Origin of the sequence: Leptospira sp. B5-022 (genome assembly GCF_000347035.1) — a bacterium.
GTDB classification, from domain to species: Bacteria; Spirochaetota; Leptospiria; order Leptospirales; family Leptospiraceae; genus Leptospira_B; species Leptospira_B cinconiae.
The window spans coordinates 206,752-232,435 of sequence record NZ_ANIJ01000022.1; the positions used below are offsets into that span (position 1 = coordinate 206,752).

A 25,684-nucleotide genomic window follows, 5' to 3' on the forward strand; every position below is an offset into this window, starting at 1 on the left:
TAGATTATCCTTCTACACTCTTAATCAGAAGTTCCAGGATCTCTGCGCCTGCCTTGGAGATTTTTGTTCCTGGTCCGAAGATCCCGTTTACTCCGGCCTTATACAAGAAATCATAATCTTGCTGAGGAATGACTCCGCCTGCGATTACTAGGATATCGTCTCTTCCTAGTTTTTTGAGTTCTTGGATTACCTGAGGAACTAAGGTCTTATGACCTGCAGCAAGACTCGAAACTCCGAGCACATGCACGTCGTTTTCGATTGCTTGTTTTGCCGCCTCGGCCGGGGTTTGGAATAGGGGGCCTATATCGACATCGAATCCCATATCAGCGAAACTTGTGGAAATTACTTTTGCACCTCTATCATGTCCGTCTTGGCCCATCTTAGCGACCATGATCCTAGGCTGTCTTCCTTCCAACTTCGCGAATTTTGCGGAGAGTTCTTTTGCCTTTTTGAAATCCGGATCGTCCATGATCTCCTCCGAGTACACTCCTTTGATCATATGTGTGACGGATTTATACCTTCCGAAAATTTTCTCCATTGCAAAGGAGATCTCACCAAGGGTGGCTCTTTTTCTAGCCGCATCTACGGCAAGTGCAAGCAGGTTTCCGTTCCCTGTTTTAGCACATTCCGTGATTGCATCTAATGCAGCAGTAACCGCCGCATTGTCCCTGTTTTTTTTAAGTTCGTTTAGTTTGCGGATCTGCGATTCTCTCACGGCAGTATTATCGATATCTAAGATGTCCAAAGGATTTTCTTTAGAAGGACGATAACGATTGATCCCTACGATCACATCCTTGCCGGAATCGATCCTTGCCTGTTTTCGGGCAGCTGCTTCTTCTATCCTCATCTTTGGAATTCCGGTCTCTATCGCTTTTGCGATACCACCCAGTTGTTCCACTTCCTGGATAAGTTCCCAAGCTCTTGCCGCTAGTTGTGCGGTCAAAGACTCCACGTAAAAGGAACCACCCCAAGGATCCACGACTCTGTGGATATTGGTTTCTTCCTGTAAATAGATCTGAGTGTTTCTTGCGATCCTTGCGGAGAAGTCAGTAGGTAATGCGATCGCTTCGTCTAACGCGTTCGTATGCAAAGACTGAGTATGACCGAGTGCCGCCGCCAAAGCCTCTATACAAGTCCTTCCCACATTATTGAAAGGATCTTGTTCGGTTAAACTCCAGCCTGAGGTTTGGCAATGTGTTCTGAGTGCGAGAGACTTGTTGTTTTTAGGATTGAATGTTTTTACTAACTTCGCCCAAAGAAGTCTTCCTGCTCTCATCTTTGCGATTTCCATAAAATGGTTCATTCCGATCGCCCAGAAGAAGGAAAGACGAGGTGCAAAACTATCCACATCCATGCCTGCTTTGATACCTGTGCGTAGGTATTCCAACCCGTCCGCCAATGTATAAGCTAATTCGATATCCGCAGTGGCGCCTGCTTCCTGCATATGATAACCGGAGATGGAGATGGAATTAAACTTTGGCATGAAATCTGTGGTATATTTGAAAATATCCGCAATAATCCTCATGGATGGTTCAGGAGGATAGATATAGGTGTTACGGACCATGAACTCTTTTAAAATATCGTTCTGGATGGTACCTGAAAGTTGTTCGGGTTTTACTCCTTGTTCTTCCGCAGCTACGATATAAAAAGCGAGAGTCGGAATGACCGCGCCATTCATTGTCATCGAGACCGACATCTGATCCAAAGGGATTTGGTCGAAAAGGATCTTCATATCCAGAACGGAATCGATTGCCACTCCCGCTTTTCCTACGTCCCCGACGACTCTTTCGTGATCGGAATCGTATCCTCTGTGAGTCGCTAAGTCGAATGCAACGGAAAGACCTTTTTGTCCTGCTGCAAGGTTTCTACGATAGAATGCGTTAGACTCTTCTGCTGTGGAAAAGCCCGCATACTGGCGGATGGTCCAAGGTTGTTGGACATACATAGTAGAATAGGGTCCTCTTAAAAAAGGAGGAATTCCCGCCGCATAGTCCAAGTGTTCCAAGGACTCCACGTCTTTCGGAACGTAAACAGGTTTGACCGGGACTTTTTCAGGAGTATTCCAAATCGTTTCTTCTAATTTAGAAAGTCCTAATTCGTCCAAGGCTTCTTTGGACCAGGATTCGAATTTTGTATCTCCGGTTACCGGAGTTCTGTTGGGAGAGAATGTAGGTCTTTTCATTGGATTCCCAGCCTCTTTTGAAGATCGGAAAGTGTTTCTAATAGATTGGATCGAACATGGATGAATCCGTTCACGCCGGCGGATTCCAGTTCGGGAAGAATATCTTTTGGATAACCGGCCACGAGTGAGATTGGCTTTTGTTTTAATTTAGGAAGAATTTCCTTTACGTAACCGCTTACTTCTTCGTCGGAACTACAGAAAACGATTATCTGCGGATTTTCTTTTTGGATGCCTGCGATCGCTTCTTCGGAAGTTTCGTAACTTCCGGGATCTACTACCTGGAATCCTGCACATCCTAAAAAGTTCAATGAGAAGATCGCTCTTGCCTTCTTCATTTTTAAGTCGCCCAAAGGAAGAAGAAGTACTTTTACGGAAGTTTTGTTTTTGGATTCGTAACCTTCCGTTTTCATCCGGATCTCTTCAATCGCATCCCCCGCAAAAAACTCAGGGATTGGAGATACTTTGAGTTCGTTAGAGGCAGAAGAGATCGCCGGAGACTTGATATTCTTATTCAGGTCTTTGTTTTGGATCTTATCTTTGGAATTCGGATATTGATTGGTTCCGAGAAAGATCTCTTTTCGGGTAGAGTAATTTTCTTCCTTCTTCTTTCTGGATTCCAAAATTGACGATTGGATCTTTCCTGATTTTAGACATTCCAGGAATCCGCCGTCCTTCTCCACTTCTGTGAAAAGTTTCCAGGCCTGCTCGGTGATCTGATCCGTGATCGTTTCTATATAATAAGAACCGGAAGAAGGATCCGCAACCTTATCCAAGTAAGATTCGTGTTTTAAGAGTAACTGCACATTTCTTGCGATCCTAAGAGAGAAAGAATCCGCAGGTTGTAATAAATGATCGAATGGAAGAACATTGATGATCTCTGCACCTCCGATCGCTGCGGAGATCGCTTCGGTGGTTCCTCTTAAAATATTATTATGAAGATCATAAATCCCGTAATTATACCTTGCGGTTTCCGCCTCGATAAACGGAAGGGAAGCTTCTCCCTTATCGGAAGAATAAGAAGAAAATATTTCCGCCCATAAAGTCCTTGCCGCTCTGAACTTAGCGATCTCTAAGAAATAGTCGGGACCGATCGTAAATTGGAAGATCGTCTGCGAATTCACTACTTCGGGAGAAACTCCTAATTCTCCCAGGCGATATAAGTATTCGGACCCGAGAGCCAGAGTATAAGCAAGTTCTTGAACGATTGTAGAACCGCTATCTCTGAATGTGGATGAATGAACGGTAAGTGCGCGGAAGTTTTTCCATTTACCTGCAAGTTCCGTCAAGATCGGTTTCAGGGTTTCCGGGCCATGCCCGCCCGAATGACCATGTCTTGCGAGAATTCTGTACGGATCGTAACCGAGCCCACCTACAAGAGTTTTGTTTTTAGGAAGCCAGGAATAAAGTTCGGGAGATTTTTCTTCCGCTACGAAATGAAGAGTGATCTCGTTTAGAGGAAGGTCCGCTAACAAGAACGAGAGATCTTTTTCATTTTTAATTTGGATCCCTTTTCTTCCGGAGCCCACATCTGCGAGCACAAGTCCCAAAGCGGAAACTCCGTTGGAGATCGCTTCGATCGCTAATTCTTTTGCAGTTTTGAGATCCGGGGTATCGATATCTTGTCTGATACTCCAATCGTTCGTAAGTTTGCGAGTAGACCTAAGATAAGGAAATTTTCCGGGAAGGTTGGAAAGGAGCCATTCCTTTCCTTTTAGATTTTCTTTTCTATAAAACGGCTGGATCTTAAATCCTTCTTGGGTTTCCCAAACTAGTTTTTTTTCGAAGTCCGCACCTTTTAAGTCCTTCTGGATAAGGTTTGTCCATGCTTCGGTAGAAACCGGTGGAAATTCGGAGAAAAGTTTTTCTGATGCCATTCGATTTACCCGTCAGGCTCCTTCTTTTTTCGTTTTAAGATAATGAGGAATGGAAGCGAGTATTGAGAGTGCTAGAGTTCCTACGATCACTACCAAAGAGATCTCGATAGAAACATGGATCACTCTTCCGAAAACGTATCCGGAAAATGCGGGAAGAAGAAGTTTTACTCCCACAAATGCGAGTAAAAGTGAAACTCCTTTTTTCAGATGTACGAAAAGTTCCATCACTCCGCCTAAAAGGAAAAATAAAGATCTGAGTCCTAAGATCGCGAATACGTTGGAAGTATAGATGATAAAACTATCTTGGGTAATAGAGAAGATCGCAGGAATGGAATCGATCGCGAAAAGTATATCGCTGAATTCCACAACGACTAAGATTAAGAATGTGGAAGTAAAAAGAGTTTTTCCATGTTCTTTTACCAAAAACTTTTCCGGGTGGTAAGTTTTGGTCATGGGAAGAATTTTACGGGCATACTTCAGAAGTTTCAATTCTTCCGGATCGAAATCCTCCTCGTCGTCGTGGAAGAACATCTTCCAAGCGGAGTAGAGGAGTAGGAACCCGAAAATGTATAAGATCCATTCGAATCTAGAAACTAGTTCTGCACCAGAAAAGATCATTACGGCTCGAAAGACCAATGCACCGATAATTCCCCATTTTAAAATCATGGGTTGGTATTGGGATTGTATCCTGAACTTAGAAAAGATCATAATAAACACGAAAAGATTATCCACGGAAAGTGAATATTCTAGAAGATATCCCGCTAAAAATTCCAAAGTCTTTTGTTTTGGGAGCCCCGGGTTAGTCGGGTCTTCGTGAAAAATATAAACTAAAAGAGAAAAACTGAAAGCAAGAGTGACCCAAAACAAGGTCCAGTAACCCGACTCTCTGAGCGAGAGTTTATGGGCTCTTTTATTCATTACGAATAGGTCTAAATAGATCAAAAGGCCTATCACGACGGAAAAAATAAGAAAAAGTGTAGAATCTTTTTGGCTAAACGAGATCATCGCAGCTTCCGAGGCCAGAATTGGGCCTTTGAAAGACAGGTTCCTCGGTTCGATCAGGAAGACAATCCCAAATCGCCGAGTGTTTTAGAGATTAGGAGCTGTTAATGATCTATATTATATTCCCGGTTTTAGCCTTTATTCATTTGGGAGTTTTATTTTTTGGTGCGGACATATTTCCGCTTCGTTTGATTTCCAAAATTATTCCCATTCTATATTTAATCGCGTTAAGTGTGGGAGAAGGGAAATGGAAAACAAGAGCCGGAATTTGGCTCGGGATCGGTTTGGTATTTTCCCTTGGAGGGGATACGATACTTGCCTTCCCGGATAAATATTTTGTTTTCGGTTTGGGAAGTTTCTTAATCGCTCAAGTCGCATATTCCGTTAGCTTTTCTTGGGGGAATCCAGTACATTTTCTCAGGTTGATCCCTTATGTGGTTTTCGGCGCTTCTTATTTTTATTGGCTTCTTCCAGGGATCGCACCTGCGTTAACCATTCCAGTCGCGGTTTACGTTTCCGCAATTTGTGTGATGGGTTGGAGATCCGCTGCTCGGGAAGTTTCTTCCAGAGACAGATGGTTGGGAATTTTAGGAGCGATCAGTTTTATCATCTCCGATTCTATCATTGCTCTCGGACAATTCACTCCAAATAAACTTCCGTTCCACGGAGTTTGGGTAATGTCTACTTACTACTTAGCGCAATTTTTGATCTATCTTTCCCAAGAGGAAGAGGATTAAAAATAGAAAAAATTATTATTGAACCGACTTGAAAATCCCCTAGAATTGTCGCGACCGGAGTATGCAGAATGAGTATTAAACCTTTAAAAGAAACTACATTTTTGGAAGCCGTTGCGGCTGCAATCCAGCATGAGAAGGACTACTTCGAATTTTACATGGATACGTATGAAAAACTCCCTCCGGGAAGAACTAGGGAATTATTCGAAAAACTTGCGGAGGAAGTGGATGAACATATCAAATTCATTCAGGAGATCTATCAAGTAGCGGAAGGTGCGGAACTTCCGAACTTAAAACAATTAGCTGCGATCCATAAATTCCACCAAACTACCATCCAAAAGATCATGAATAAGGTGGAACGTACGATTACAGGTTCCGGATCCAAGAACGCTCACGAGGCGTTGGAGCTTGCAATTAGAGAAGCGGAGAACTCCGTTGCATTCTACGAAAAGCTTACCACTAAATTCGAAGATTCGAATATTAAACTATTGTTTTCCAAACTCATGGATTACAGCCATAATTACCAATCCTTGCTGGAAGCTGAGTTGAATTCATTCGACCAAACTAGCTCTGCCGGAGGTGCATACTTCTGGGACGAACAAGCCGAAGAAGTAACAAAAGCTGTAGGCAATTCCAAACCTAATAGTAAGGCTCCTAAGGGTCTAAAACCTTCTAAGCCGGCCAAAAAAGCCGCGGCTAAAAAGGTAGTGAAGAAGGCTTCCCCGAAAAAAGCTAAGGTCACCGCTAAGAAAAAGCCTGCCCCTAAAAAAGTTTCTCCTAAGAAAAAGGCAGCTACCAAAAAGAAAAAGTAAGAACTAGAAAAACCGGGAAACAGGCGCTTCCCGGTTTTGCCTTGGGCTGTTCGGAAAGGTAAACCTTTTGGAAGAAGTTCTTAAAAAAGAAGTTTTCCCTCGGACTGACAGATCCAATCTAGCCCCGAGATGAAAACGAATTCAAGTCCGGATTGGACCAAAATACAACATTTGTACCCGATAAACCGGGAAATGATCTGGTTGAATAATTGCGGGACTACTCCCGTAAACACGGACACCATCCATGCAGTGAATGAATACTTGCAAGGTTATGCGGCTAGAGGCGGCCAAACTGACGTACGTAGATACCCGACTGTTAAAAAAGTGATCCGTAATATTCTCGCGGAATTATTAGGCGTGGATGCGGAAGAACTTTCTCTAATCCATCATACCAACGAAGGGATCGGATTTATTTCCCTGGGTTTGAAACTTAAAGCGGGGGATCGGATTCTACTTCTGGAAAACGAATATCCTTCTAATATTTATCCTTGGGAACACTGGAAGGAAAAAGGTGTTTCTATGTCATTTGTGCCGATGTCGGAAACTCCGGATGGATTTTTAGAAAATCTTAAATCGTCTATCACTCCGGATGTAAAAGTAGTGAGCCTTTCCGCCGTACATTGGTGCACGGGGATGCCTTTCCCTTTGGAAGAGATCGGAAACTTCCTAACCCAAAAAGGGATCGAGTTCGTTATAGATGGGGCCCAAGGAGTGGGACTTCTTCCAGTACGCCCTAGAGAAATGGGAATTTCTTATATGGCGTTCCCTGCTTGGAAATGGTTACTCGGACCGTTAGGACTTGGCGTTCTGTACATTGCAAAGGAAAAGTTAGAAGGACTTAATTTCCCATTCAAGGGTACAGGTTCCGTGGTAAACGACGAGGTGTATTTACCTTATAGACAAGAGTTAAAAGGTACGGATCGTTACGAAATTTCCACTGTGAATTTTATAGACTGGGTCTATTTCCAATCCACGTTAGAAATGCTTCATAAAGTAGGCTTTCATAATTCTATGGAAAGGATTTACGAACTTGCGGATTATCTTTCCGACAAACTCAGAGATACAGGTTGGAAACTTGCCTCGGATCATTTTCCCGATTTTAAAACAGGGATCGTAGTTGCGGAAAAAGAAGGACTCTCCATGGAAAACATGGTATCTCATCTCAAAAAGAACGGAGTCATGTGTGCACTTCGATTGGGACGGATCCGATTCTCTCCACATATTTATCTAGCCAAGGAACAATTGGACAGGGTAGTGGACCTTCTCTCTAGATAAACGGTGGCTTCACTTTTCGAAAAGGCGGCTTTATTATTTCCACTTTGGGTCATTTTTGGTGTGACACTGAGCTGGTTTTTTCCCACGATATTAGATGGATTTAAAGGACCTTGGATTACTTACAGCTTAGGACTGACCATGCTCGGAATGGGGATCAGCCTAAGAATGGAAGATTTTACAAGGGTATTCAAGGCTCCTAAACCCATCCTAATCGGAGTGATCGGTCAATATACAATCATGCCGCTCACAGGTTGGTTTTTGGGAAACTTCTTCCAACTCCCTGCTCCTTTAGCTGTCGGCATTATAGTCGTTTCCTGTTGTCCTGGTGGAGTTGCCTCTAACGTAGTTTCTTTTTTAGCGAGGGGGGACCTTGCGCTATCAGTTACGATGACTGCGATCTCGACTGTTTTATCCGTGATCATGACTCCGCTTCTCACTTTGTTTTTGGTGGGGAATAGCGTGGGCGCAAACGCTTCCGGTCTTTTTTTCGATACGTTACAAGTAGTGATCCTTCCGGTGATCCTAGGAATTTTATTAAATCGTTATACTCCTAAATTTGCGGAGAAGGTGAAAATCATTTCTCCTTTGATCGCAGTCATACTCATCACTCTGATTGTAGCCTCCATTATCGGTTCCGGAAAGGAAGCAGTGATCCGTTCCGGAATTCATTTAATCTCCTCCATATTCTTACTCCATATTTCAGGGTATTTTTTCGGGTATTGGGCGGCTTATTTTGGGACCAAATCTTTTGTAGTAGCTAGGACGGTTTCCATAGAAGTGGGGATGCAAAACAGCGGTCTGGGCGCGGTCCTTTCCCGGAACAATTTTTCCGATCCTTTGGTGGCGATTCCGGCAGCAATCTCCAGTTTTGTACATTCTTTGATCGGAAGTGTTTTGGCGGGGATCTGGAGAAGGTCCTTTTCTCGGGAAGAAGGGGAAAAATCGCTAATTTCGGCCGATCTTCCTTGATTTTTGTCCGTCCTTTTTTTTTATAGCATAATCAGTCTGAATAGGGTAAACTTGGCGGCCATAATTTTGGTCTAAACCGAGAAGTTCCTTTTTCAGGCCAATCTTAGCTAAGAGTATCATCCGTTATGAGAGAGATCATTAAGCTTTCTTGCCAGGTTTGTAAGAAAAATTCTTACTTCCAGACCAAGAATAAAAAGGCGAAATCCGAGAAGTTGGTAACGAAAAAATTTTGCAAATTTTGCCGTGCCCACGTCGAACATAAGGAATCCAAGGTATAATTCCGAATTCAGATGGTGACTAAAAAAGCTGCATACGACAAAAAGGTCCTGAGTGAAATAACGGACCTTCTCATGGAGAGAAAAAACTCTCTATTGGAGAAGTATGCGAAGTGGGAAGATAATAGCAAACCTTCCGGCCTGAAGGAAATGGGAGATATCGCAGATATCGCGTCGGAGATCAACGAAGAGATGTTGAGTTCCGTTTTAACCGAGTCTGAGATCGAGACCATTCGAGAAATCGATGTGGCTCTCGAAAAAATCGAGGACGGTTCTTATGGCATTTGCGAGGGAACCGGCAAAAAAATTCCTTTAGCCAGACTAAAAGCGATCCCTTGGACTCGTTATACGGTTGAATACGCCGAGGCAGTTTCTAAACACAAGGCTTCCGGCAAAAAAGGTCCACTTTCGACTACATTGACGGGGACCTATAAAATACCATCCGATCCAGATTCCCTGGACGATTAATTCTCCACACCCAATCCGGCCTATTTTTTTGGATTGAAATCTACTCGTTTTCGGCGAGCATTTCCAATTCGTGCCAAATCTTTTCGCCCGATTGAGGCCTCTTAAAACTCCTACCTTTCTTACACTGATTTTAACAGTGATCCTGTCCTACCTATTGCTACGATGGACACTCGTAGTAAGAGATCCGGATGGGAACCTGGGAATCGTCTGGATCCAATTCTTAGCGGGACTTCTCCCAAATCTACATCATAGAAAATCGGGGAGAATGTTCACTGCGGCATTCGCTCTACTTTCTCCCGGTTTACTACTTTATGGGGAAGGCGGCTATTTATACTTATCCGCTCTATTTGCCGGGGCGATTTTCGGGATATTTTTGCGCCAATATATCTCCACTTTTTACGGACATCCTGCAAACGACGACGATCCTGTATTAAGATATTTTTATATAAACCGACCTTATAAGAATTCCCTTGAATTCACTAAAAACCCTAGGACTGCATTTTTGATCTTAGCGGTATTTTTACTCTTAGATCGATTACTCGCTTACTTTGGAACGGATCCTCTGACTTCTTGGATCTTGCAGGATACCGAATATTCTTCGGGGATCTCTTCTAAGTATGCCTTTGCATTGACCTTGGACAGTATAGGTTCTTGGCTCTCCGCTTTCTTATACTTCTTCGCAGAGGAAACCAGTTCTCATGATACGGACCCTCCCGGAAAACATTGGAGAACAGGGATCACAGCGGGCTTTACTGCCAATTTAATTTTAGGTGCGATCCAGGGACTTGCTCCCTCCACGGATTTTCCGTTTACTGCAGGAAACGCGGAAACTTTCGGAGTCTCCGCATTTTTTCCGGATGCAGCTTCCTTCGGGATAGGAATGCCGATACTATTCGGATTTTTCTTTTACCAGATCCATAGCAGGAACTGGAGGATCTCTTCTCGAGTTCTATTAAGCATTGCAGTATTTATCGCGCTTGGTCTTGCCGGAAGATACCAAAGCCCGGGATATTGGCTTTTGATCATCTTCCAAACCGCATTGGTGATCGGGCTTACATACCAAAGAGGATTCAGAAATCCGATCTGGAAATATTCTTTTATTCCGTTCGTAGTGCTTGGGACAATCTCCGTTTTAGTCGGAGTTTATTTTATAGGCGGAATGGATTGGTCCTTCACACCATGGCAATTGATCCGAGAAGATGTGTCTAACGCATGGACCAAGGGAAAGACACTCTCCAAAATGTTGGAAATTTTCTGGAAAGACGGTTGGATCCAAACCTTATCCGCATGGAACTGGTTCAAAGATGCTCCGGTATTCGGCCAAGGATTCGGCGGATTTGCTCTGCATTGGATCGAGTCCGGACCAAGAGGTTCTTATCCTCAGAATGGGACCCAGGACTTCGCATTAACTTCTCTGGTATTTTTACTTTCGGAAGGAGGAATCTTATTCTTCCTTCTATTCTTTATTTGGGTGGGATTGGAGTCGTATACCAGAACTTCTTATTGGTTTCTGCCTCTTCTATTTTTTCCTGTCACATTCTATGAGCCTTGGACGAGCGGGGCAGGAATATTAGGTTTTCTTTTAATATGGCTTTTAAGCGCCTCGGGACCTTCTACCCGAACTTTACCGAAATGGTGGATGGTTCCGGCGTTCAATCTGGTTTGTTTACTATTCGGCTTGAGTCTGACTGCAAAAGCGTTTATTCGACAATCTTCCCAATTGCAAGGACCCGAATTCAGATTCGAGGAAAGAAAGACCTACCAACTTTCCGCAAAAGCAAAATTCCAAGAAAAGGCCGGGGGACGATATCATATATTCCGATCCGGGACTTCATGGATCTTGGGGGATAAGGGAAATATCAGCATCCGAATCGCTTTGGAAGAAGCGCCTAAGGCGGGAAAGCCTGTGTATATCCGTTGGATTTTCTCGGATCAAAACGGAGTGGAATTACAATCCAGAAGTACTCCATTAAATGCCACAGTGAACCAAGTAGGTTTGGGGGTTCCTGCAGGGGCTAAATCATTAACTGCCAAGGTAATGAGGATTTCGTGGTACCAAGCGGGACCTTCCGAGTTTTATATCGGTACGGATGATTTTGACGGTCTAAACCGGATTAGATAGTTTTCGTGGATCGTTTTTTGTTGGAACTCCTACAGAACTTTTGCGAAATAAGTGAGTAGTAAAAATTCGAATTATATGATATAGGGACCGAGCGTTCCCACGAGCCACTCCCCGCCACCCAAAGTTCGGGCGGGGGCCGTCGTGACATTTGCGATGTTGGAATTCCAACATCGCGATCTCTAATTAAGTTCTCGTTTTAGAAAATGCATCTAACGTATTTCTATATTGTTGTTTAATACGTATAAACCATCTCCAGGCCAGTAGTCTCCAAGGGATCTTCGGGAATCTGTACAAGGCCCCGCTTTCATGACTTGGGTCTTCCGGCCTGAAGTTTTTCCAGACGGGGACTACCGGTATCTTTTCGAAATTTTTCCCTGCTATATAGAAAGAAACAGTGGTTTCTCTGTCTAATTCTGGCTCTCGGATTACCGGGGAATAAAAACCCTTTCTGGAGAGTGAATACGCTAGACTCGGTTCTTCGTCTCCTTGTGGTCCCAAGTTTACGGAAAGGAAAAGTGGAATTTTCAAAATTCTTTCCCGAAAGAAAGAAGGGTTGATCATACCTCTGAGTAGGAACAAAAATCCGAGCCAAGTAGGGTATTCCATAAAAAGGGTAATAAATTCTAACGAACTGATATTTGCCAGATAATATGGGATCCATTCCGGAACGAATAGATAAAAATTCAGACAAAAGATAGGAACTCCGAAAAGGATTATGGAGATAAACGATCTTATCGTAGAAAGATCTCTTAATAAGGGAATTTCCTTTATACTCTCTTTGGATTGGGCAGCTCTCAACCAAGAATCGTATCTGGAAAATTTGCGGATCATCGAGTAATCGTCCACGAACAGATTTTCCGCCTGTAATAATTCGAATGGAAGAGTTACTTCCGCTTGGACCACAAGTAATTCTAAGGTCAAAAAAGAAAGTCCCAGGATTAACGGAATGTATACCGTTCCGAGGCCTCCTTGTATCAGTAAAAAATTATAAAATCCGTGAAGTATTATCAAAAAGGAAAATGCGAAGATGAGATCCAGGCCGGAAAGATTTCCTTTTCTAGATTGCAGGAATTTTAAAATAAAAAATCCTAATATACCTCCCGAAAAGGTATGCAATGGCAAGGAAGTTCCCGATCTAAGTAAACCTTGCCAAAAATCCAGTCGAAAAGAATAAAATACGTTTTCTATACAACCGAAAGAAGCGCCTAAGGTCAGACCGAAATATAATCCGTCCGCAAGGTTGGAGGAATTTTTTACCTGTTTTAAGAATAGAAAGATCAGAATTGCTTTGGAAGTTTCTTCCGGAATTGCTCCTACGAGCATTGCCTTGGAGAATGCGGAATAATTTTCGAATAAGTCGAATACTCCTACTTCCCAGGCAAGAGCGATCCCGGTTGCGATCATTCCGTAAAAGAATGCAAATGTTGTGAATGTGTTTCCTTGTCCTGAATAATAGGTTTTACGGTAAAAATCCCAATAAAACCAAGCTGCAAGGATTGCAGAGATCGGTTTGCCTAAAAAGATCCAGTTTTCCATTCGCTTTAATAAAAAAGGCGTCGCCTGACAATTTTAAGCGACGCCTTTTAATCCGCAACTTTTGTAAGCGGGGGTTCTTGTTCTATGCGGTTAAAGTTTGTTTTTTTCTCAGGAAATAAACCGCAATTCCGCCTGCGATGACTAGTCCCATTGCATAGAAGATCGCGAATTTTTTCACGGAGAGGAACAGATAACCGAGTAGGCTGCTATCACTTGGGACAGGGAATACTTTGGATTCGTTGGTCACATCGAAATACCAAGTTTTATATTCTTTTCCGCCGGAAGACACCCAAAGATTGAACTCAGAATATCCGGACTCGGAAGCCTTTCTGATATCATATTTTTCATAAGGATATTTCCAAGCGCCTGGGACCAAAATTGCCCAAGGGAATCCTGTGCTGTCCAGATATTTGTCAGTTCCGTTATTGTTCTTATACAATCCAGGGAAATGGATCTCTTGTTTTGTATTGAGAACATACGCATACAAGTCGTACGGGAAGGATCCCAGTTTGGCTCTTTCAACAGGAGCGTTGAATACGATCTCCACTGTTGCGATAAAACCTGGTTTGAATACATCCCCAGGGTGAACGTTCTGACCTCTAATTGTCTTGTTCGAGTCATCAAAGATCTGGTAACCTGATTTCAAATTTGCAGCGGTTACGCTCACGGTGTTTGGGGCTACTTCTACCTTTCCGTCCGCTTGGGTCAGTTTATAAGTGATAGAAGCGCCTACATCCACAGGCAACTTGATGAACAATTGGTGTCTATAACCTGCACCTTTTGCAACGTGTTGGTAAGTTCCTCTGAGTCTTACTATCTTTCCGGAAGAGTTCAGATCTTCTTCATTCTTGAATTGGATCACGTAATCGTTTAAGTCGGCATCACCTGCGGAAGGATATAGGTCCTCGTAAGCAACCGTGAATACTCCCTCTGCCGGATAGGCAACTTCGGTGGAACGAGTCGCGTCATTTGGATAGATATCCGTATCGTCAGGTACTCCGTCACCGTCAGTATCGGCAACTTGGGTTGCTGGAAGATTGATCTCGTATCGAATGGTCCTATTGATCCCAAGAACCGATTCCAGGCTGATATATTGAGTAATTGATTCTCCGCCGATCGAGATATCAATAGTGATATTTCCGACGGAAGTCGGAACGGTCAATGTTCCGGTTACTTTACCGGAAGAATCGGAGACGCCTTGGAATAGTATATTATTATTTTCATCATATACTAGAACCGTCGCTCCGGGAACCACGTTAGATTTTTTATCTAATACAGTAAGGTTCAAAGGAATATTGATCGTTGTATTGTAGTTAAAACTCGGTTCTCCTTTCGGATCTTCTACCACAATGATAGCCACTGTAGGAGTTCCTGAAGAATCTCCTGATCCGGTATTCGAACCGCTTCCTGAATTAGAGCCGGTGTTCGAGTTATCGGAAGATCCATTCGATGCAGTTGAATCGGTATTTTCTCCTGATCCGGAGTTAGAAGAAGAACCGGAGCCTGAATCGGAAGATCCGGTGCTACTGTTTCCATTGGAAGAACTGGTATTATTACTTGCGGTATCGGAAGAAGAATTAGACCCGGAATTGGAATCATTCGGACTTCCTGAATTTCCGGAAGAAGATCCGGATGTATTGGAAGTGTCCGAAGTATTCGAATTGGAAGAAGTCTGATCGGAAGAACCGCTGGAGCCGCTATTCGAATCGCTATTTCCGGAATTGGAATCCGATGGGGTAGTGGTAGATCCTCCACTATTATTCGTACTATCCTCAGGTGGGGGGGTTACAGGATTACCGGAACCGTCTCCAGGAACAAATACTACTCCAGGGCTTCCGCTATTTCCGGGAACTCCTCCGGTTGCGGTATGTTGGCTTCCTAAGAAGAAAAACGGAAGTAAAAGGCCGTTCTTTTTATTGCCACAATTAAAAACGAACCCGGCAATCATTGCCAGGGCTAGGAACTTTTTCATGAAGGGTCTCCCCACTCTAATCTCTTTACATTAAGGAGACGGGGTGAAAAGGGTTGGTACTACGGTCTATTAGGTTTTTTTCCTATATGAAGAACACTATTCCCGAAAACAAAATTAGTGTATCGAACCTTTTCGAAACCTGTTTTTTCCAATTTGGATTTTAAACTTTTTTGGTCCGGATAATAAAGAGAAGAAACCGGTAAATAATCGAACATTTCATTTTTGCCTCCCCAGAGTATATAACCGAAAAGGGGAACGATCCTGAAAAAATAAAAATCTGCGAACGCTTTTACAAAGGGATTTTCGACTTTTCCTACGTCGAGATTTGCGAATACTCCGCCGGGTTTGAGCACTCTGTAAATTTCCGACAAGGCTTTGTCTAGATCGTTCACATTTCGGAGACCGAATCCGATGCTGACAGCATCCAAGCTTTCATTCTTAACCTGGGAAAGATTGGTGGCATCTCCCCATTCTACTTTGGCTCTACCTTGGGTAATCGGTTTTTCTAATCTTGTTTTTGCGACTTCTAACATGTTTTCGGAGAAGTCCAGGCTTAGTAAAGATTCCACTCGTTTGGACTTTTCCAGACGGATGGAGATATCACCTGTTCCGCAACAAAGATCTAAAACTCGGATAGGCCCCTTGGTTTCCGTTTCGATCTCTTTGACCAGTCTATTCTTCCAAGATCTGTGTAAGAACAAGCTACTACAATCGTTGAAACGATCGTATTTGGAAGCGATCCGATTGAAATTTACTCGAACGAAATCGGCCTTCGTATCTGAAGAAGGCATTTGAAAAGAGGCCATTTCCCTTAGGATTTTGACGGATCTATAGGGTGCAAGAGGGATTTGGATTTTTGTTCGGATGACAGAAAGGATAAGGCCCCGTATTTTGGAGAAACGATGAAAGACCTAAGCTTTCTACAAAGATTGGATTGGGTTTCGGGGCTGATCATTCTTCTTTCCGTTTGGAATCTCGGAACGTTTATCCATGTATGGAGTATTCTTCCGAAAAGAAAAGAGTCCTTAAAACAAAACTTCTTAACCGAAAACAATCCTTCCATCTGGGAGGAAAAACTTTCGGAAGTATTATTTCCCATAGAAACTAAACTTTCCTGGATGAAACATTTGGCCGGGATCTCAACTATGCTCGGACTTTTAGGGACCGTGCTCGGGATCTCCGAGGCTTTCTCTTCCCTACAGGCGGCGGGAACGGTTAGTTTAGATGCGTTTGCAGGTGGGATTAAGCTCGCACTTGTAACCACGATCCTCGGATTATTCGTCGCGATCCCTTCCTTATTCGGTTTCCAATTCTTAAAACATAGATTATTGGACTTGGAAAGAGAAGCATTGTCCTGGTTAAAGATCCCTCCTAGGTAGGAAAAAATGCGAAAGTCGATCTTAAAAGAAGAAGATCCTGGAATTGATCTGACCAGTTTTATAGACGTAGTATTTATACTTCTTGTCTTCGTAATGTTGGCGGTCAGTTTCCGAAAGGAGATCCGGTCCATTCCATTAGAACTTCCTAAAGTAGGGCAGGGAGAAGATCCGAAAGGAGAAAGAGTCGAATTCGCACTTTTGACTGACGGTTCTTATAGAATAGGAGAGGAAAAGGTCCAAAAATCCGTTTTGGAAGAAAAACTAAAACAGGGGCTTGTTAAAGAAAAAGAAGTCCGATTTTTCGCGGATAAAACTGCCAATTACGAAGAAATCGTGAAAGTATTGGATTTGTTAAGCAGATCCGGAGCTTCTTCCCTGGAGTTGGCTGTCCAAGGACAAAAAGAATATTAAAGATCCTTTAACTTAGGATTGTTCTTGTGACGATCCTTGTCACGAGTCGTGTTCTTTTCCAAAGTAGCCTTAAAAGCTTCCTCCAATGAAATCCCCATTTGGTTGGCTAAACACGTTAGAACAAAAAGGATATCTCCTAATTCCTTAGCTAATCCCTCCGGATCTTCTCCTTTTTTGAATGATTGGTCTCCGTATTTTCTTGCGACCAAACGGGAGAATTCTCCCACTTCTTCCATTAAAATGGCAAGGTTCGTAAGTTCCGAAAAATATTTTACTCCGATGGTCTTGATCCAATCATCTACCGTCTTTTGGGCTTCGTCGAAGTTCATCTTGTTTTGGGAAGATTTCCCTTTTCCTGTAAAAATTCGACCAGAAATCTAGTAGGTTCCGCATAACATCCGCCGCTGAGATGATGAGGATCTATAAACTTTTGGCATTTCATTCGGGAACGATATTCTTCCATATCCAATACTAAGGTTTCCGGATATTCTTGTACTAGTTTATTTCGTAAGCGGATCCATTCTTGGAAGAATGGAGCGGATCTTACCTTTTCGGAAAAAGTGGAATATAATAAAGGAGTCCATAAGACTACTTTAATATGATTCTCTCTTGCGGTTTTTAAAAAATTCCTAAGAAAGTATTCTTGGACCTTGGAACTTTTGAAATTTTTATATGACTCGTTAAAAATCCTCTCGGATTCCGAACCTAATTTATCTTCCGGAGTATTCGCCAAGAGTCCGTTCGGAATTCCTCCCTTGAACTTGTCTGATTCGTTGATAAGAATATCCCGAACATACATAAGTTGTTGGACTTCCCACGGATTTTTGATCCTGGAAAATGCTTCCTTAAACCTGGGAGGAAATACGGAAGTCCTGAATACTCTCGCTTTTAGAAAACTATCCCATTCATTTGTGGAGAATATATCCCAGTATTTTAAGAAAAATGGGAAATCATAAGAATAACGTAATGGATATCTGTTCGCGAAATCGGTCCCAGAATCGGGATAATATTCCAAAATGGCGTAATCTAAGGGAATTTCTTTCTTAAGAAGTTTTTCCAAAGTGAAATTATGGAAAGAATAAGGAGCGGAAGGCCCTGAAAGATTGTATACGATCAGGCCCGGGCTTTCCTTTGCAAATTCTACTAAGGAAAATTCTCCCATGTGAGAAGTTCCAAAGAACGTGAGCACTTTTTGGTCTTCCGTTTTTGAATCCGTCTCTTTTTTCATAGTAGAAAGGACCTTGTCTTTCATATTATAAAAATAATATTCAGCTCCTGTTTCCGTATAAGGCCTGATCTTCTCGGAAGAAAGAAGTCGATCCCATACGATGAGTAAGGCGGCAATCCCGAGAGGGATCCAAAGAATTTTGCGCTGTAACAAAGGAATTTTTTTCATAATCTAAAACGCGAAGTAGATAAAATCTTGTCCCTTGCCCGCGTAATTTCCGAAGATCAAAGCTCCGATCAACAGAAAAGCAAGTAAAAGTTTGGCCCTGTTTCTTTGGAACCAAAGAGGATAATGTGCCGGAGCTTCCGCAGCATGGAAAATGATTCCTCCGATAATATAAGGAATTACTAAATTGAAAGAAAGAGTACTAGCCTGCTCAGGACGGATATGAAGAAACCAGCTTTTGAAAATGTAAAAACAATCCCCTATATTAAAAGAACGGAAGAATACCGCCGCAAGTGTAAATAATAGATATGTCCAAAGGATCCGAACCCCTTGGAAAAATTTCCCGGTTTCAGGCAGGACCCTCAAACCCTTTCTTTCCATGAACCTTTCCACAAACAGAAAGAATCCGTGAGAAAGTCCCCAGGCTAAAAATGTCCAGTTTGCTCCATGCCATAAACCCCCCAAAGCGAATGTGATCGTTTGGTTGATATTGGTCCTGAACTCGGAGATCCTGCTTCCACCCAAAGGAATATAAATATAATCCTTAAGCCAAGTGCCCAGGGTGATATGCCATTTTCTCCAAAGTTCATGGATGTTTTTGCTGAAAAATGGAGCGTTGAAGTTCCTCGGTATATTAAATCCGAATAATAAAGCGCAACCTCTAGCTACGTCCGTATATCCGGAGAAGTCGGAATATACCTGCCAAGTAAATCCGATAGCCGCCAAAAGTAAAGATCCGCTTCCGTATTCTTTCGGTCTTAAAAATACAGGATCGATCAAACTTCCTAAATTGTCGGCGATCAGGATCTTTTTGCATGCTCCGAGTCCGACCAAAAATAACCCGATATAGATCGCGGTCTTATGAATTCTTAAATGTTCCAGTCTCGGGAAAAAATCTTTCGCCCTCATGATAGGTCCTGCGACCAACTGAGGGAAAAATAACAAGAACAAAGTAAAATGGAAGAAACTCGGAAGCTCTTCCACCTTTCCACGATAGACATCTATCATGAAAGCCATGACTTGAAATGTATAAAAGCTGATGGCTAAAGGAAGAATGATCCTAAAAGAGAATGTACTCGTATTAAATAGGGATAAATTCGTTACGTAGAATAGATTGTCAGAAACGAAATAAAAATATTTGAATATTCCTAAGTTGATCAAGTCGATCAATACGATAATCGTGAGCAATTTTTTACTTTTTGTCTTTGCGATCGGCTTTAAGAAAAGATAATTTACAAATACGATCCCCATGAGATGCAAAAGGAAAGGGGGATTCCAAGACGCGTAAAATGTTAAGGATGCAATGAGCAATACCCATTCTCTGTACTTGCGACTTTCCCAAGACCAGTATAGAACATAAACGATCAGAAAGAATACGAAAAATAAAGTGGAGGTAAAGATCATTTTTATTTTTTCCGGTTCAACCCAAGGATAGAGGGTAAGTCGGCGGAAAATATCGCGGAGAATTTTTCCATTCCTGCCTTATTCAAATGGATCAGATCGTAATAATAATCCCCGTTATTTGCTCCATCTAGGCTCGCTTGATAATCGAGTAGCGGGGTAGTCGGATCAATCTTTCGGATCTCTTCTTCCCAGATCTTATTCCTGTCCGGACTTCTCCAATTCTTAATGATCTCACTATACGGTGCGATCACTCCTATGATCTTGATCTTTTGTCCATTTTCGAGGCCGACTTGGCGAATATCATTATGCAGGATCTTTAATCTATGGAAGTAGTTGTTCACCTGTTTGGTCCTTTCTACTTTGATAGGAGTTTTTTCTCCTAATCCGCAGGTGTCCCAGATCGCTTTCTTATGGAATTGGTCCGAACCCACAGGAGCAGCGATCCCGTTCCCAGGATTTGTGATTTTCAAACAAGATTTGATATCTTTTACTTCCGGGAACATACTGATACTCGGAAGATTCGTATTCTCATGCGGCCAAGGAGTAAGCTTTGCTTCTTTTTTCCTTCTGCTGATATCTTTCAAACGTTTGGAAGGATCTAAGATAAAATCCCTGATATCCCTTCTGTATGCGATACTTTTGAACGCCAAAAATCCAAGATCGTCATAACGCACATTATAATTGAATTCGTAGATTAAAGGAAAAGCCATTCTTCTATCCAACTCTCCAAGCATAGCAAGAGTGTGGATTTGTAGGTCTTCTTGGTCTACCCACGGCGTGGAGATTTCCAGAATATGTAAGACGGTATGTACTTTAGGGAATTTTGGAAGAAGGTTCCGCACAAGTGCATCTTGTACTACAAGTTCGGTCCCTTCCATTGCTATGGATTGGATCTTCTCCCCGTAAGGTTCCAAGGACTCGTTTAAAGTTTTAAGAGAAAGCCCCTGGTGAGCGACCGAGGTTCCAAGAAGAAGGATCGTAGGTTCGAACTCGGCCTTCTTCTCCAAGACGTAATCGGTGTTTCGGATAACGTTTGCTGCGAAGGATCCCTTTTTTAAATAAGGTCTATAAACTCCCGTTTGTAGGCATAAATCGAATAAGGCCAATACGAGGATCGGTATCCAAAAACTTCTCTGACGGATCAAACTGATATACGGATTCACTTTCACCTCAGAAATCGAAATACAGGAAGTTTTGACCTCCTGCTCCGAAGAACAGAATGATAAATAGATTCGCAGTGACGAATACTCCGAACTTTTTCTTATTTTCCACGATCGTTTCTATCGGGTTTCGGGAGAAATAATAGGAAAGAATGAAACAGATCACAAGTAATATTCCGTAATCGTAATTTACAAAAGTTTTAACGGAATAGATCCCGCCGGGTACTGCGAAGACCAGCGATTTCATCATTGCCCAGGCGGCTTTCATTGTTTTGGCACGGAACATAATGAATCCGAAAGAAAGACAAAACATGGTGAAAACTCGAGCTCCGATATCGTAACTTATGCCGCCTCTTTCGTTTAACCAAGAGGCAAGCTTGGTTTTGGAATATTCTCTATGAATTCCGAGCATAATCCCCTGCCAGAGTCCCCACCCGACAAAATGATAAGCAGCCCCATGCCAAATACCTGCGAATAACCAAGTGATAAAAAGGTTTCTGTACCCTTTTAAAACTCCTACTCTGGAACCGCCGAGAGGTATATAAATATAATCCCGGATCCAAGTGGAGAAGGAGATATGCCAACGAGACCAATGATCCGCGATATTCCTTGCCACCATCGGAAAGTTGAAGTTCGGATCGAATTTGTATCCGAAAAGTCTTGCGGTTCCGATCGCGATATCGGTATATCCCGCAAAGTCGAAATAGATCTGCCATCCGAAAGCCAAAGCTCCGACCCAGATCTCGGCGGGATTTAGAATTTTATAATTATTGAATGTAAAGTCTACTACCTTAGCCAGATTATCCGCGAATACGATCTTTCTGGTAAATCCCATTAGGATCTGAGCAAAAGCGATCTGCACATCATCTGCAGTGACTTTTGGAGTATCGTCCAAATCCCTAAAAAATGTGTGAGCACGAACGATCGGTCCTGCCACCAATTGAGGGAAGAAGGATACGTACAAAGCAAAATCCAAGAAGGACTTACGAGCGTCCAGATTCCTTCGGAATACGTCTATGGTATAACTCATAGACTGGAACGTATAAAAAGAAATACCGACAGGCAAAATGATCTTTAGATGTTCTATCTTGAGAGGCTCACCTGTGGAGATCTGATTGATTAAGTCGGCAAAAACTTCCAAAAGGAAATTTGTGTATTTGAAATAAGCTAAGATCCCAAGATTTGTGACGAGAGATACGATCAAGCAGAGTCTTCTGAACTTTTCAGAGACTTCCGCTTTACTCATCAATCTTCCCGCAGCATAGTCGACGACCATGGAAACGATCAAGATTATGATATATAAGTTGATATTATAATTACAGAAGGATAGATCGATCCAGTTCTCGTACCAAGAAGAGGTCCTGATATCGTCACAAACTATCGTAGCAGGATGCCAAGCGTTATAGAAGTAGAGACTGGCAAGAAGAAGGAAAACCCGTTGGTATGTACCTTTTAGGATCTTTGCTAAGATCAAAACGATCGGCAAAAATACGAGAAAATGGGCTGAATTGAACAGCATTCGTTCGTTTGTCCTCGACTCCTGTGCAGTTTTTTGGACTGAGAGAAACCCACAAGCACTTATTTACTCGTTCCGATATACTGGCTCCGGAGTGATATCCTCATACTTATCTTCGATCCCTTCTATAAAACTTTTGTGCGACTTTTCGGATCTAGGAAGAGTGGAATAAGTGAAATTCACCAAAAAAAGTAAGCTCACATAAGAGAAAAAAATAATATGAGAGATGGAGCGTATTCCAAATCTCAAATTGTCGAATTCCAAAGAACGAAGTACTAAAGCCGCAAAGATCAAAAGTCCTATTACGGAAGAGACCCAGAACTCGAAAAAATAACCTTCCCACCAAGTGTAAAATACGAAGGAAGGAATAAGCCAAAAGAATAAAAGAATGAGTTCCGTTTTGAAGGACTTCCAGAGGCGGATCCAATTCAAGAACGCCAAAAATAGGATCCCGACCCAAAACGTTAGATTCAAATTATAAGGAAAACTTTTGAGAGAGGTCAGTTCGTTTGTATTTACCCTAAGTCCGTTCTTGACACCTTCAAAATTTAAAAAGGCGTCTCCAATCCCTCTATAAAAATTTATGATATAATTTTTCGGTCCTGGTGCAGCTCCCCACCTTTCTTGGGAAGCGTATAAAAATAGCCAGTTGGCAAAATTTTTCTCACTTTCGATCGGAGCAGATAAATTCCTTTCTAAAAGAATAAATCCCACATACAAATAAGAAAGTGTTAGGATAGTCACTACTGAGAATAAGTATACGAAGATGAGTTTGAGTTTATAAGAATATTCGAAACTTCTTCCTCTCCATTTATCCGCAAGAAGGACCGAAACAGGTACGAACGTCAGAAAAATCGTATCCGATTGGTGATAATAGACATTCCAAACCTGCAAAAAACCTGCTATGTATAATTTTCCCGGAGACCAACCGTTCTTGGAATTCCAAACACAGAGTAAAAATAAGGCGGCGGTAAAACAGGAATGGATGAGTGGAGTGTCGTTGTGCTGGGCATAAAACCAAAATCCTTGGGAACAATGGACTGCCAGTCCCAAAAGAACCGCACCAATCATGTCCTTGTACAATCTCCAGTAGGACAGCATGAGTATAAAAATGAAGAAGGATGCGACCGCCAACACTCTAAGCCTGAGTCCGAACATTGCGGAGTCAGCCCCATGAAACCAATACCAAAATTTTAAGTACAATAATCCTGTACTTTCGAAACCTATATGATGCGGATTGAAAAATACCTTCCAGTATTTATTGGTTACTATATTATGAGTGTAAACGATGGAGTCCCAATCGTAATGTCTGGATAAAAATCTCAGATCGAATAAGAATAAGATCCCGGTAAAACAAATTAGGAATAGAAAGCCCACCCAAAGGGAAGGAGAACGGAATATATTTTCTCCTTTTTTAAGGAATTCTAGACTTTCCAAGGAACGTTTGAGCATTAAACGGATCTGAACACGGAAGATAAGAACTCACGATTACTTTTAGAAAAAAAATAAGGAGATTCCGCGAGTACTGAATTTTCAGTTTCGGAAAGATGGATCCTAAAAGATAATTTTTCCAAACCTAAAAGGGAACGGAACCATCCCGATTTATGATGGATCTGTAAACCGGTTTGATCCGGATTCCAACGAATGATTTCCTTCCCTAAAAGTCCCCATTTGGTAACTGCAAGCCTATTATCTTCCGTTACAAAAACTTGAAATAGGTTCTTTCGCAAAAACCGGATCAGATCCAAAAAGAAAGCGAATGCGATATAAGAGATCACAAAAAGTGCAGAATAGTCGTATAATCTTTTGTCGGTTAAAAGAGAAAGTTTTAGTACCTTGGTGATCTGTAGTAATTCCACAAATTTAAAGATCCATGTGGAAACTAATGTCCAAAAAGGAAATAAATAGAATAACAATACTCCGTAAACTAAGATCGCAAAGAATGGAGGTATATAATTGATCTTTAATTTACTTTTTTTGATCTTACTGGATCTAATTTCCGGTTCGGAGCTTTCCCAATTCCACCATGCGGATTTGGATGTATCGGATTTGTTCATACTTTGAGGGCCTAGGAGTTTTTCTTTCTTGATTTCCAAAGTTCTACGAGAGAATTTTCGACTAGCTTTGCGGTGGAATCCCAAGACCAATCGTTTTTACTCGGCTTTCTGCCATAGATCCCTTTTTTACCGGCCAAGGAAAGTGCGTTTTTCCAAGCCTCTAAATTCTTAGGAGAGACGAAAGAGTCCGTAAGCTCGTCTAGAACCTCGTGGAATACCGGAATATCCGAAACAATACAGGGTTTGTTTTCTCGGATCGCTTCCAGCAAAGGCAGCCCAAAACCTTCATGCAAAGAAGGGAAGATAAAATAAGAACAATTTTTATAAAGCCAACCTAGTTTAGAATCGTTCGGGTTCTCTATAAAATAGATCCCTTCCTTCTCTAAGCCGCCTTCTTTTAAAAGAGAGGTAAGCCCCTCCGATTTCCAGCCGAGTCTACCGGCAAGAACTAACGGATAAGGAAAATTCGGTTCTTCCTTTTTTAAGGAAAGATAAGCTTCTACAAGAGTGCTTAAATTTTTCCTGGGTTCTAAAGTACCTACGGAGAATAAAAAATTTTTTGGCAGAACTTTTTCGGGAGCGGTCACAGATCCGAAACCTTGAACTCCCGGATAGACTACTTCTAATTTTGGCTCCAACTCGGGTAAAAAGTTCAGAATATCATTTTTGGTATTTTGTGAAAGGCAAAGGACCTTATCCGCTTTTTTTAAAGTGATCGGAGACAAGATCTTATGTTGCCAATAATTCGCAGTGGTCATTGTTTCCGGAGCGGACTTGAAATTTAGATCATGATAATTTACCAAGGTAGGGACTTTTAGTCCGAATGCAGGAAGTAACTGTAAGGTCCCCCAAAACAGATCTATCCTATGCTTTTTCACCAGAGAAGGTATCGTAAAATTCAGCCATAAAACTCCCGGAAGTTTACTTGGAATAAAAGTAGGAGTCAAACCGATTAGATGATTAAAAACGGGATGAATAGGTTTATTTGAATACAAATAATATTCTAAAGGAGAATCAGGACGTAATAACCTTTGTAAAACTTCCGCAAGGTATCTCGAATTTCCTGTTATTCCATAAGACAAGGGTCTTGCATCTACCGCAACCCTCGGTTTATATTTTAAATTTTCCTTTTTTAGCATCGGT

Annotated in this window: 23 protein-coding genes; 9 read left to right on the forward strand and 14 right to left on the reverse strand. The window is 42.0% G+C overall.

Annotated features, from left to right (window positions below; genetic code table 11):
* Positions 1 to 4: 4 nt before the first annotated feature.
* From scpA to LEP1GSC192_RS11270, 3 genes are read right to left on the reverse strand one after another with little or no spacing between them, the layout of a single operon-like run.
* Positions 5 to 2,182, reverse strand: a complete 2,178-nt coding sequence (gene scpA / locus LEP1GSC192_RS11260) for a methylmalonyl-CoA mutase (RefSeq protein ID WP_020770175.1) — start codon at positions 2,180 to 2,182, stop codon at positions 5 to 7.
* Positions 2,179 to 4,056 (reverse strand): methylmalonyl-CoA mutase family protein, encoded by a 1,878-nt coding sequence (locus tag LEP1GSC192_RS11265; protein WP_020769985.1) that lies wholly within the window; start codon positions 4,054 to 4,056, stop codon positions 2,179 to 2,181. Before LEP1GSC192_RS11265 ends, scpA begins: the two co-directional genes overlap by 4 nt.
* Before the next feature lie 12 nt (positions 4,057 to 4,068).
* Positions 4,069 to 5,061, reverse strand: coding sequence for a TerC family protein (locus tag LEP1GSC192_RS11270; protein ID WP_020770050.1), 993 nt, complete (start codon positions 5,059 to 5,061; stop codon positions 4,069 to 4,071).
* A 104-nt stretch (positions 5,062 to 5,165) separates the two neighbouring features.
* On the opposite strand from LEP1GSC192_RS11270, the gene LEP1GSC192_RS11275 reads away from it, so the two are divergent.
* The 7 genes from LEP1GSC192_RS11275 to LEP1GSC192_RS11300 all read left to right on the forward strand — a co-directional run bounded on the left by LEP1GSC192_RS11275 (position 5,166) and on the right by LEP1GSC192_RS11300 (position 11,713).
* Positions 5,166 to 5,795, forward strand: coding sequence for a lysoplasmalogenase (locus tag LEP1GSC192_RS11275; protein ID WP_020770142.1), 630 nt, complete (start codon positions 5,166 to 5,168; stop codon positions 5,793 to 5,795).
* 68 nt (positions 5,796 to 5,863) lie between these two features.
* Positions 5,864 to 6,604: a ferritin family protein gene (locus LEP1GSC192_RS11280; RefSeq protein WP_020769941.1), complete on the forward strand. Its 741-nt coding sequence runs from the start codon at positions 5,864 to 5,866 to the stop codon at positions 6,602 to 6,604.
* A gap of 129 nt (positions 6,605 to 6,733) precedes the next feature.
* The gene (locus LEP1GSC192_RS11285; RefSeq protein ID WP_036089823.1) at positions 6,734 to 7,879 is read left to right on the forward strand and encodes an aminotransferase class V-fold PLP-dependent enzyme; all 1,146 of its coding nucleotides are present in this window, start codon (positions 6,734 to 6,736) and stop codon (positions 7,877 to 7,879) included.
* A gap of 3 nt (positions 7,880 to 7,882) precedes the next feature.
* Positions 7,883 to 8,848 (forward strand): bile acid:sodium symporter family protein, encoded by a 966-nt coding sequence (locus tag LEP1GSC192_RS11290; protein ID WP_020770041.1) that lies wholly within the window; start codon positions 7,883 to 7,885, stop codon positions 8,846 to 8,848.
* A 125-nt stretch (positions 8,849 to 8,973) separates the two neighbouring features.
* Entirely contained in the window at positions 8,974 to 9,126 is a 153-nt protein-coding gene (gene rpmG, locus LEP1GSC192_RS19515) for a 50S ribosomal protein L33 (RefSeq protein WP_010514486.1), read from the forward strand.
* Between the two features lie 12 nt (positions 9,127 to 9,138).
* Positions 9,139 to 9,591 carry a TraR/DksA family transcriptional regulator gene (locus tag LEP1GSC192_RS11295; RefSeq protein ID WP_020769934.1) on the forward strand — a complete coding sequence of 151 codons (453 nt, stop codon included), beginning with the start codon at positions 9,139 to 9,141 and terminating at the stop codon, positions 9,589 to 9,591.
* Positions 9,592 to 9,727: 136 nt separating this feature from the next.
* Positions 9,728 to 11,713: a hypothetical protein gene (locus tag LEP1GSC192_RS11300; protein WP_232421010.1), complete on the forward strand. Its 1,986-nt coding sequence runs from the start codon at positions 9,728 to 9,730 to the stop codon at positions 11,711 to 11,713.
* A 183-nt stretch (positions 11,714 to 11,896) separates the two neighbouring features.
* On the opposite strand, the gene LEP1GSC192_RS11305 is transcribed toward LEP1GSC192_RS11300, so the two are convergent.
* From LEP1GSC192_RS11305 to LEP1GSC192_RS11315, 3 genes are all read right to left on the reverse strand, one after another.
* Positions 11,897 to 13,249, reverse strand: coding sequence for a PrsW family glutamic-type intramembrane protease (locus tag LEP1GSC192_RS11305; protein WP_020770176.1), 1,353 nt, complete (start codon positions 13,247 to 13,249; stop codon positions 11,897 to 11,899).
* Positions 13,250 to 13,331: 82 nt separating this feature from the next.
* Positions 13,332 to 15,221 (reverse strand): LruC domain-containing protein, encoded by a 1,890-nt coding sequence (locus LEP1GSC192_RS11310; RefSeq protein WP_020770042.1) that lies wholly within the window; start codon positions 15,219 to 15,221, stop codon positions 13,332 to 13,334.
* A gap of 59 nt (positions 15,222 to 15,280) precedes the next feature.
* Entirely contained in the window at positions 15,281 to 16,027 is a 747-nt protein-coding gene (locus LEP1GSC192_RS11315; RefSeq protein ID WP_081603593.1) for a ubiquinone/menaquinone biosynthesis methyltransferase, read from the reverse strand.
* A gap of 96 nt (positions 16,028 to 16,123) precedes the next feature.
* On the opposite strand from LEP1GSC192_RS11315, the gene LEP1GSC192_RS11320 reads away from it, so the two are divergent.
* Both LEP1GSC192_RS11320 and LEP1GSC192_RS11325 read left to right on the forward strand, forming a co-directional pair.
* Positions 16,124 to 16,600, forward strand: a complete 477-nt coding sequence (locus LEP1GSC192_RS11320; protein ID WP_020770149.1) for a MotA/TolQ/ExbB proton channel family protein — start codon at positions 16,124 to 16,126, stop codon at positions 16,598 to 16,600.
* 6 nt (positions 16,601 to 16,606) lie between these two features.
* The gene (locus LEP1GSC192_RS11325) at positions 16,607 to 17,011 is read left to right on the forward strand and encodes a biopolymer transporter ExbD (RefSeq protein ID WP_020770023.1); all 405 of its coding nucleotides are present in this window, start codon (positions 16,607 to 16,609) and stop codon (positions 17,009 to 17,011) included.
* On the opposite strand, the gene LEP1GSC192_RS11330 is transcribed toward LEP1GSC192_RS11325, so the two are convergent.
* The 8 genes from LEP1GSC192_RS11330 to LEP1GSC192_RS11365 all read right to left on the reverse strand — a co-directional run bounded on the left by LEP1GSC192_RS11330 (position 17,008) and on the right by LEP1GSC192_RS11365 (position 25,680).
* Positions 17,008 to 17,340: a nucleotide pyrophosphohydrolase gene (locus LEP1GSC192_RS11330; RefSeq protein ID WP_020769944.1), complete on the reverse strand. Its 333-nt coding sequence runs from the start codon at positions 17,338 to 17,340 to the stop codon at positions 17,008 to 17,010. The two genes, LEP1GSC192_RS11325 and LEP1GSC192_RS11330, sit on opposite strands and share 4 nt — an antisense overlap.
* Complete coding sequence (locus tag LEP1GSC192_RS11335) at positions 17,337 to 18,407, reverse strand: DUF1574 family protein (protein WP_020770122.1); 1,071 nt, start codon at positions 18,405 to 18,407, stop codon at positions 17,337 to 17,339. Before LEP1GSC192_RS11335 ends, LEP1GSC192_RS11330 begins: the two co-directional genes overlap by 4 nt.
* A gap of 3 nt (positions 18,408 to 18,410) precedes the next feature.
* Entirely contained in the window at positions 18,411 to 19,808 is a 1,398-nt protein-coding gene (locus tag LEP1GSC192_RS11340) for an MBOAT family protein (protein WP_020770148.1), read from the reverse strand.
* A 2-nt stretch (positions 19,809 to 19,810) separates the two neighbouring features.
* Positions 19,811 to 20,971 (reverse strand): hypothetical protein, encoded by a 1,161-nt coding sequence (locus tag LEP1GSC192_RS11345; RefSeq protein WP_036089883.1) that lies wholly within the window; start codon positions 20,969 to 20,971, stop codon positions 19,811 to 19,813.
* A 7-nt stretch (positions 20,972 to 20,978) separates the two neighbouring features.
* Positions 20,979 to 22,487, reverse strand: coding sequence for an MBOAT family protein (locus tag LEP1GSC192_RS11350; RefSeq protein WP_020770144.1), 1,509 nt, complete (start codon positions 22,485 to 22,487; stop codon positions 20,979 to 20,981).
* A 63-nt stretch (positions 22,488 to 22,550) separates the two neighbouring features.
* A complete protein-coding gene (locus tag LEP1GSC192_RS11355; protein ID WP_020770107.1) occupies positions 22,551 to 23,936 on the reverse strand; it encodes a hypothetical protein in 1,386 nt (461 codons plus the stop codon).
* Positions 23,936 to 24,541, reverse strand: a complete 606-nt coding sequence (locus LEP1GSC192_RS11360; protein WP_020769954.1) for a hypothetical protein — start codon at positions 24,539 to 24,541, stop codon at positions 23,936 to 23,938. Before LEP1GSC192_RS11360 ends, LEP1GSC192_RS11355 begins: the two co-directional genes overlap by 1 nt.
* 11 nt (positions 24,542 to 24,552) lie before the next feature.
* Entirely contained in the window at positions 24,553 to 25,680 is a 1,128-nt protein-coding gene (locus tag LEP1GSC192_RS11365; protein WP_020770017.1) for a glycosyltransferase family 1 protein, read from the reverse strand.
* Between the last annotated feature and the right edge of the window lie 4 nt (positions 25,681 to 25,684).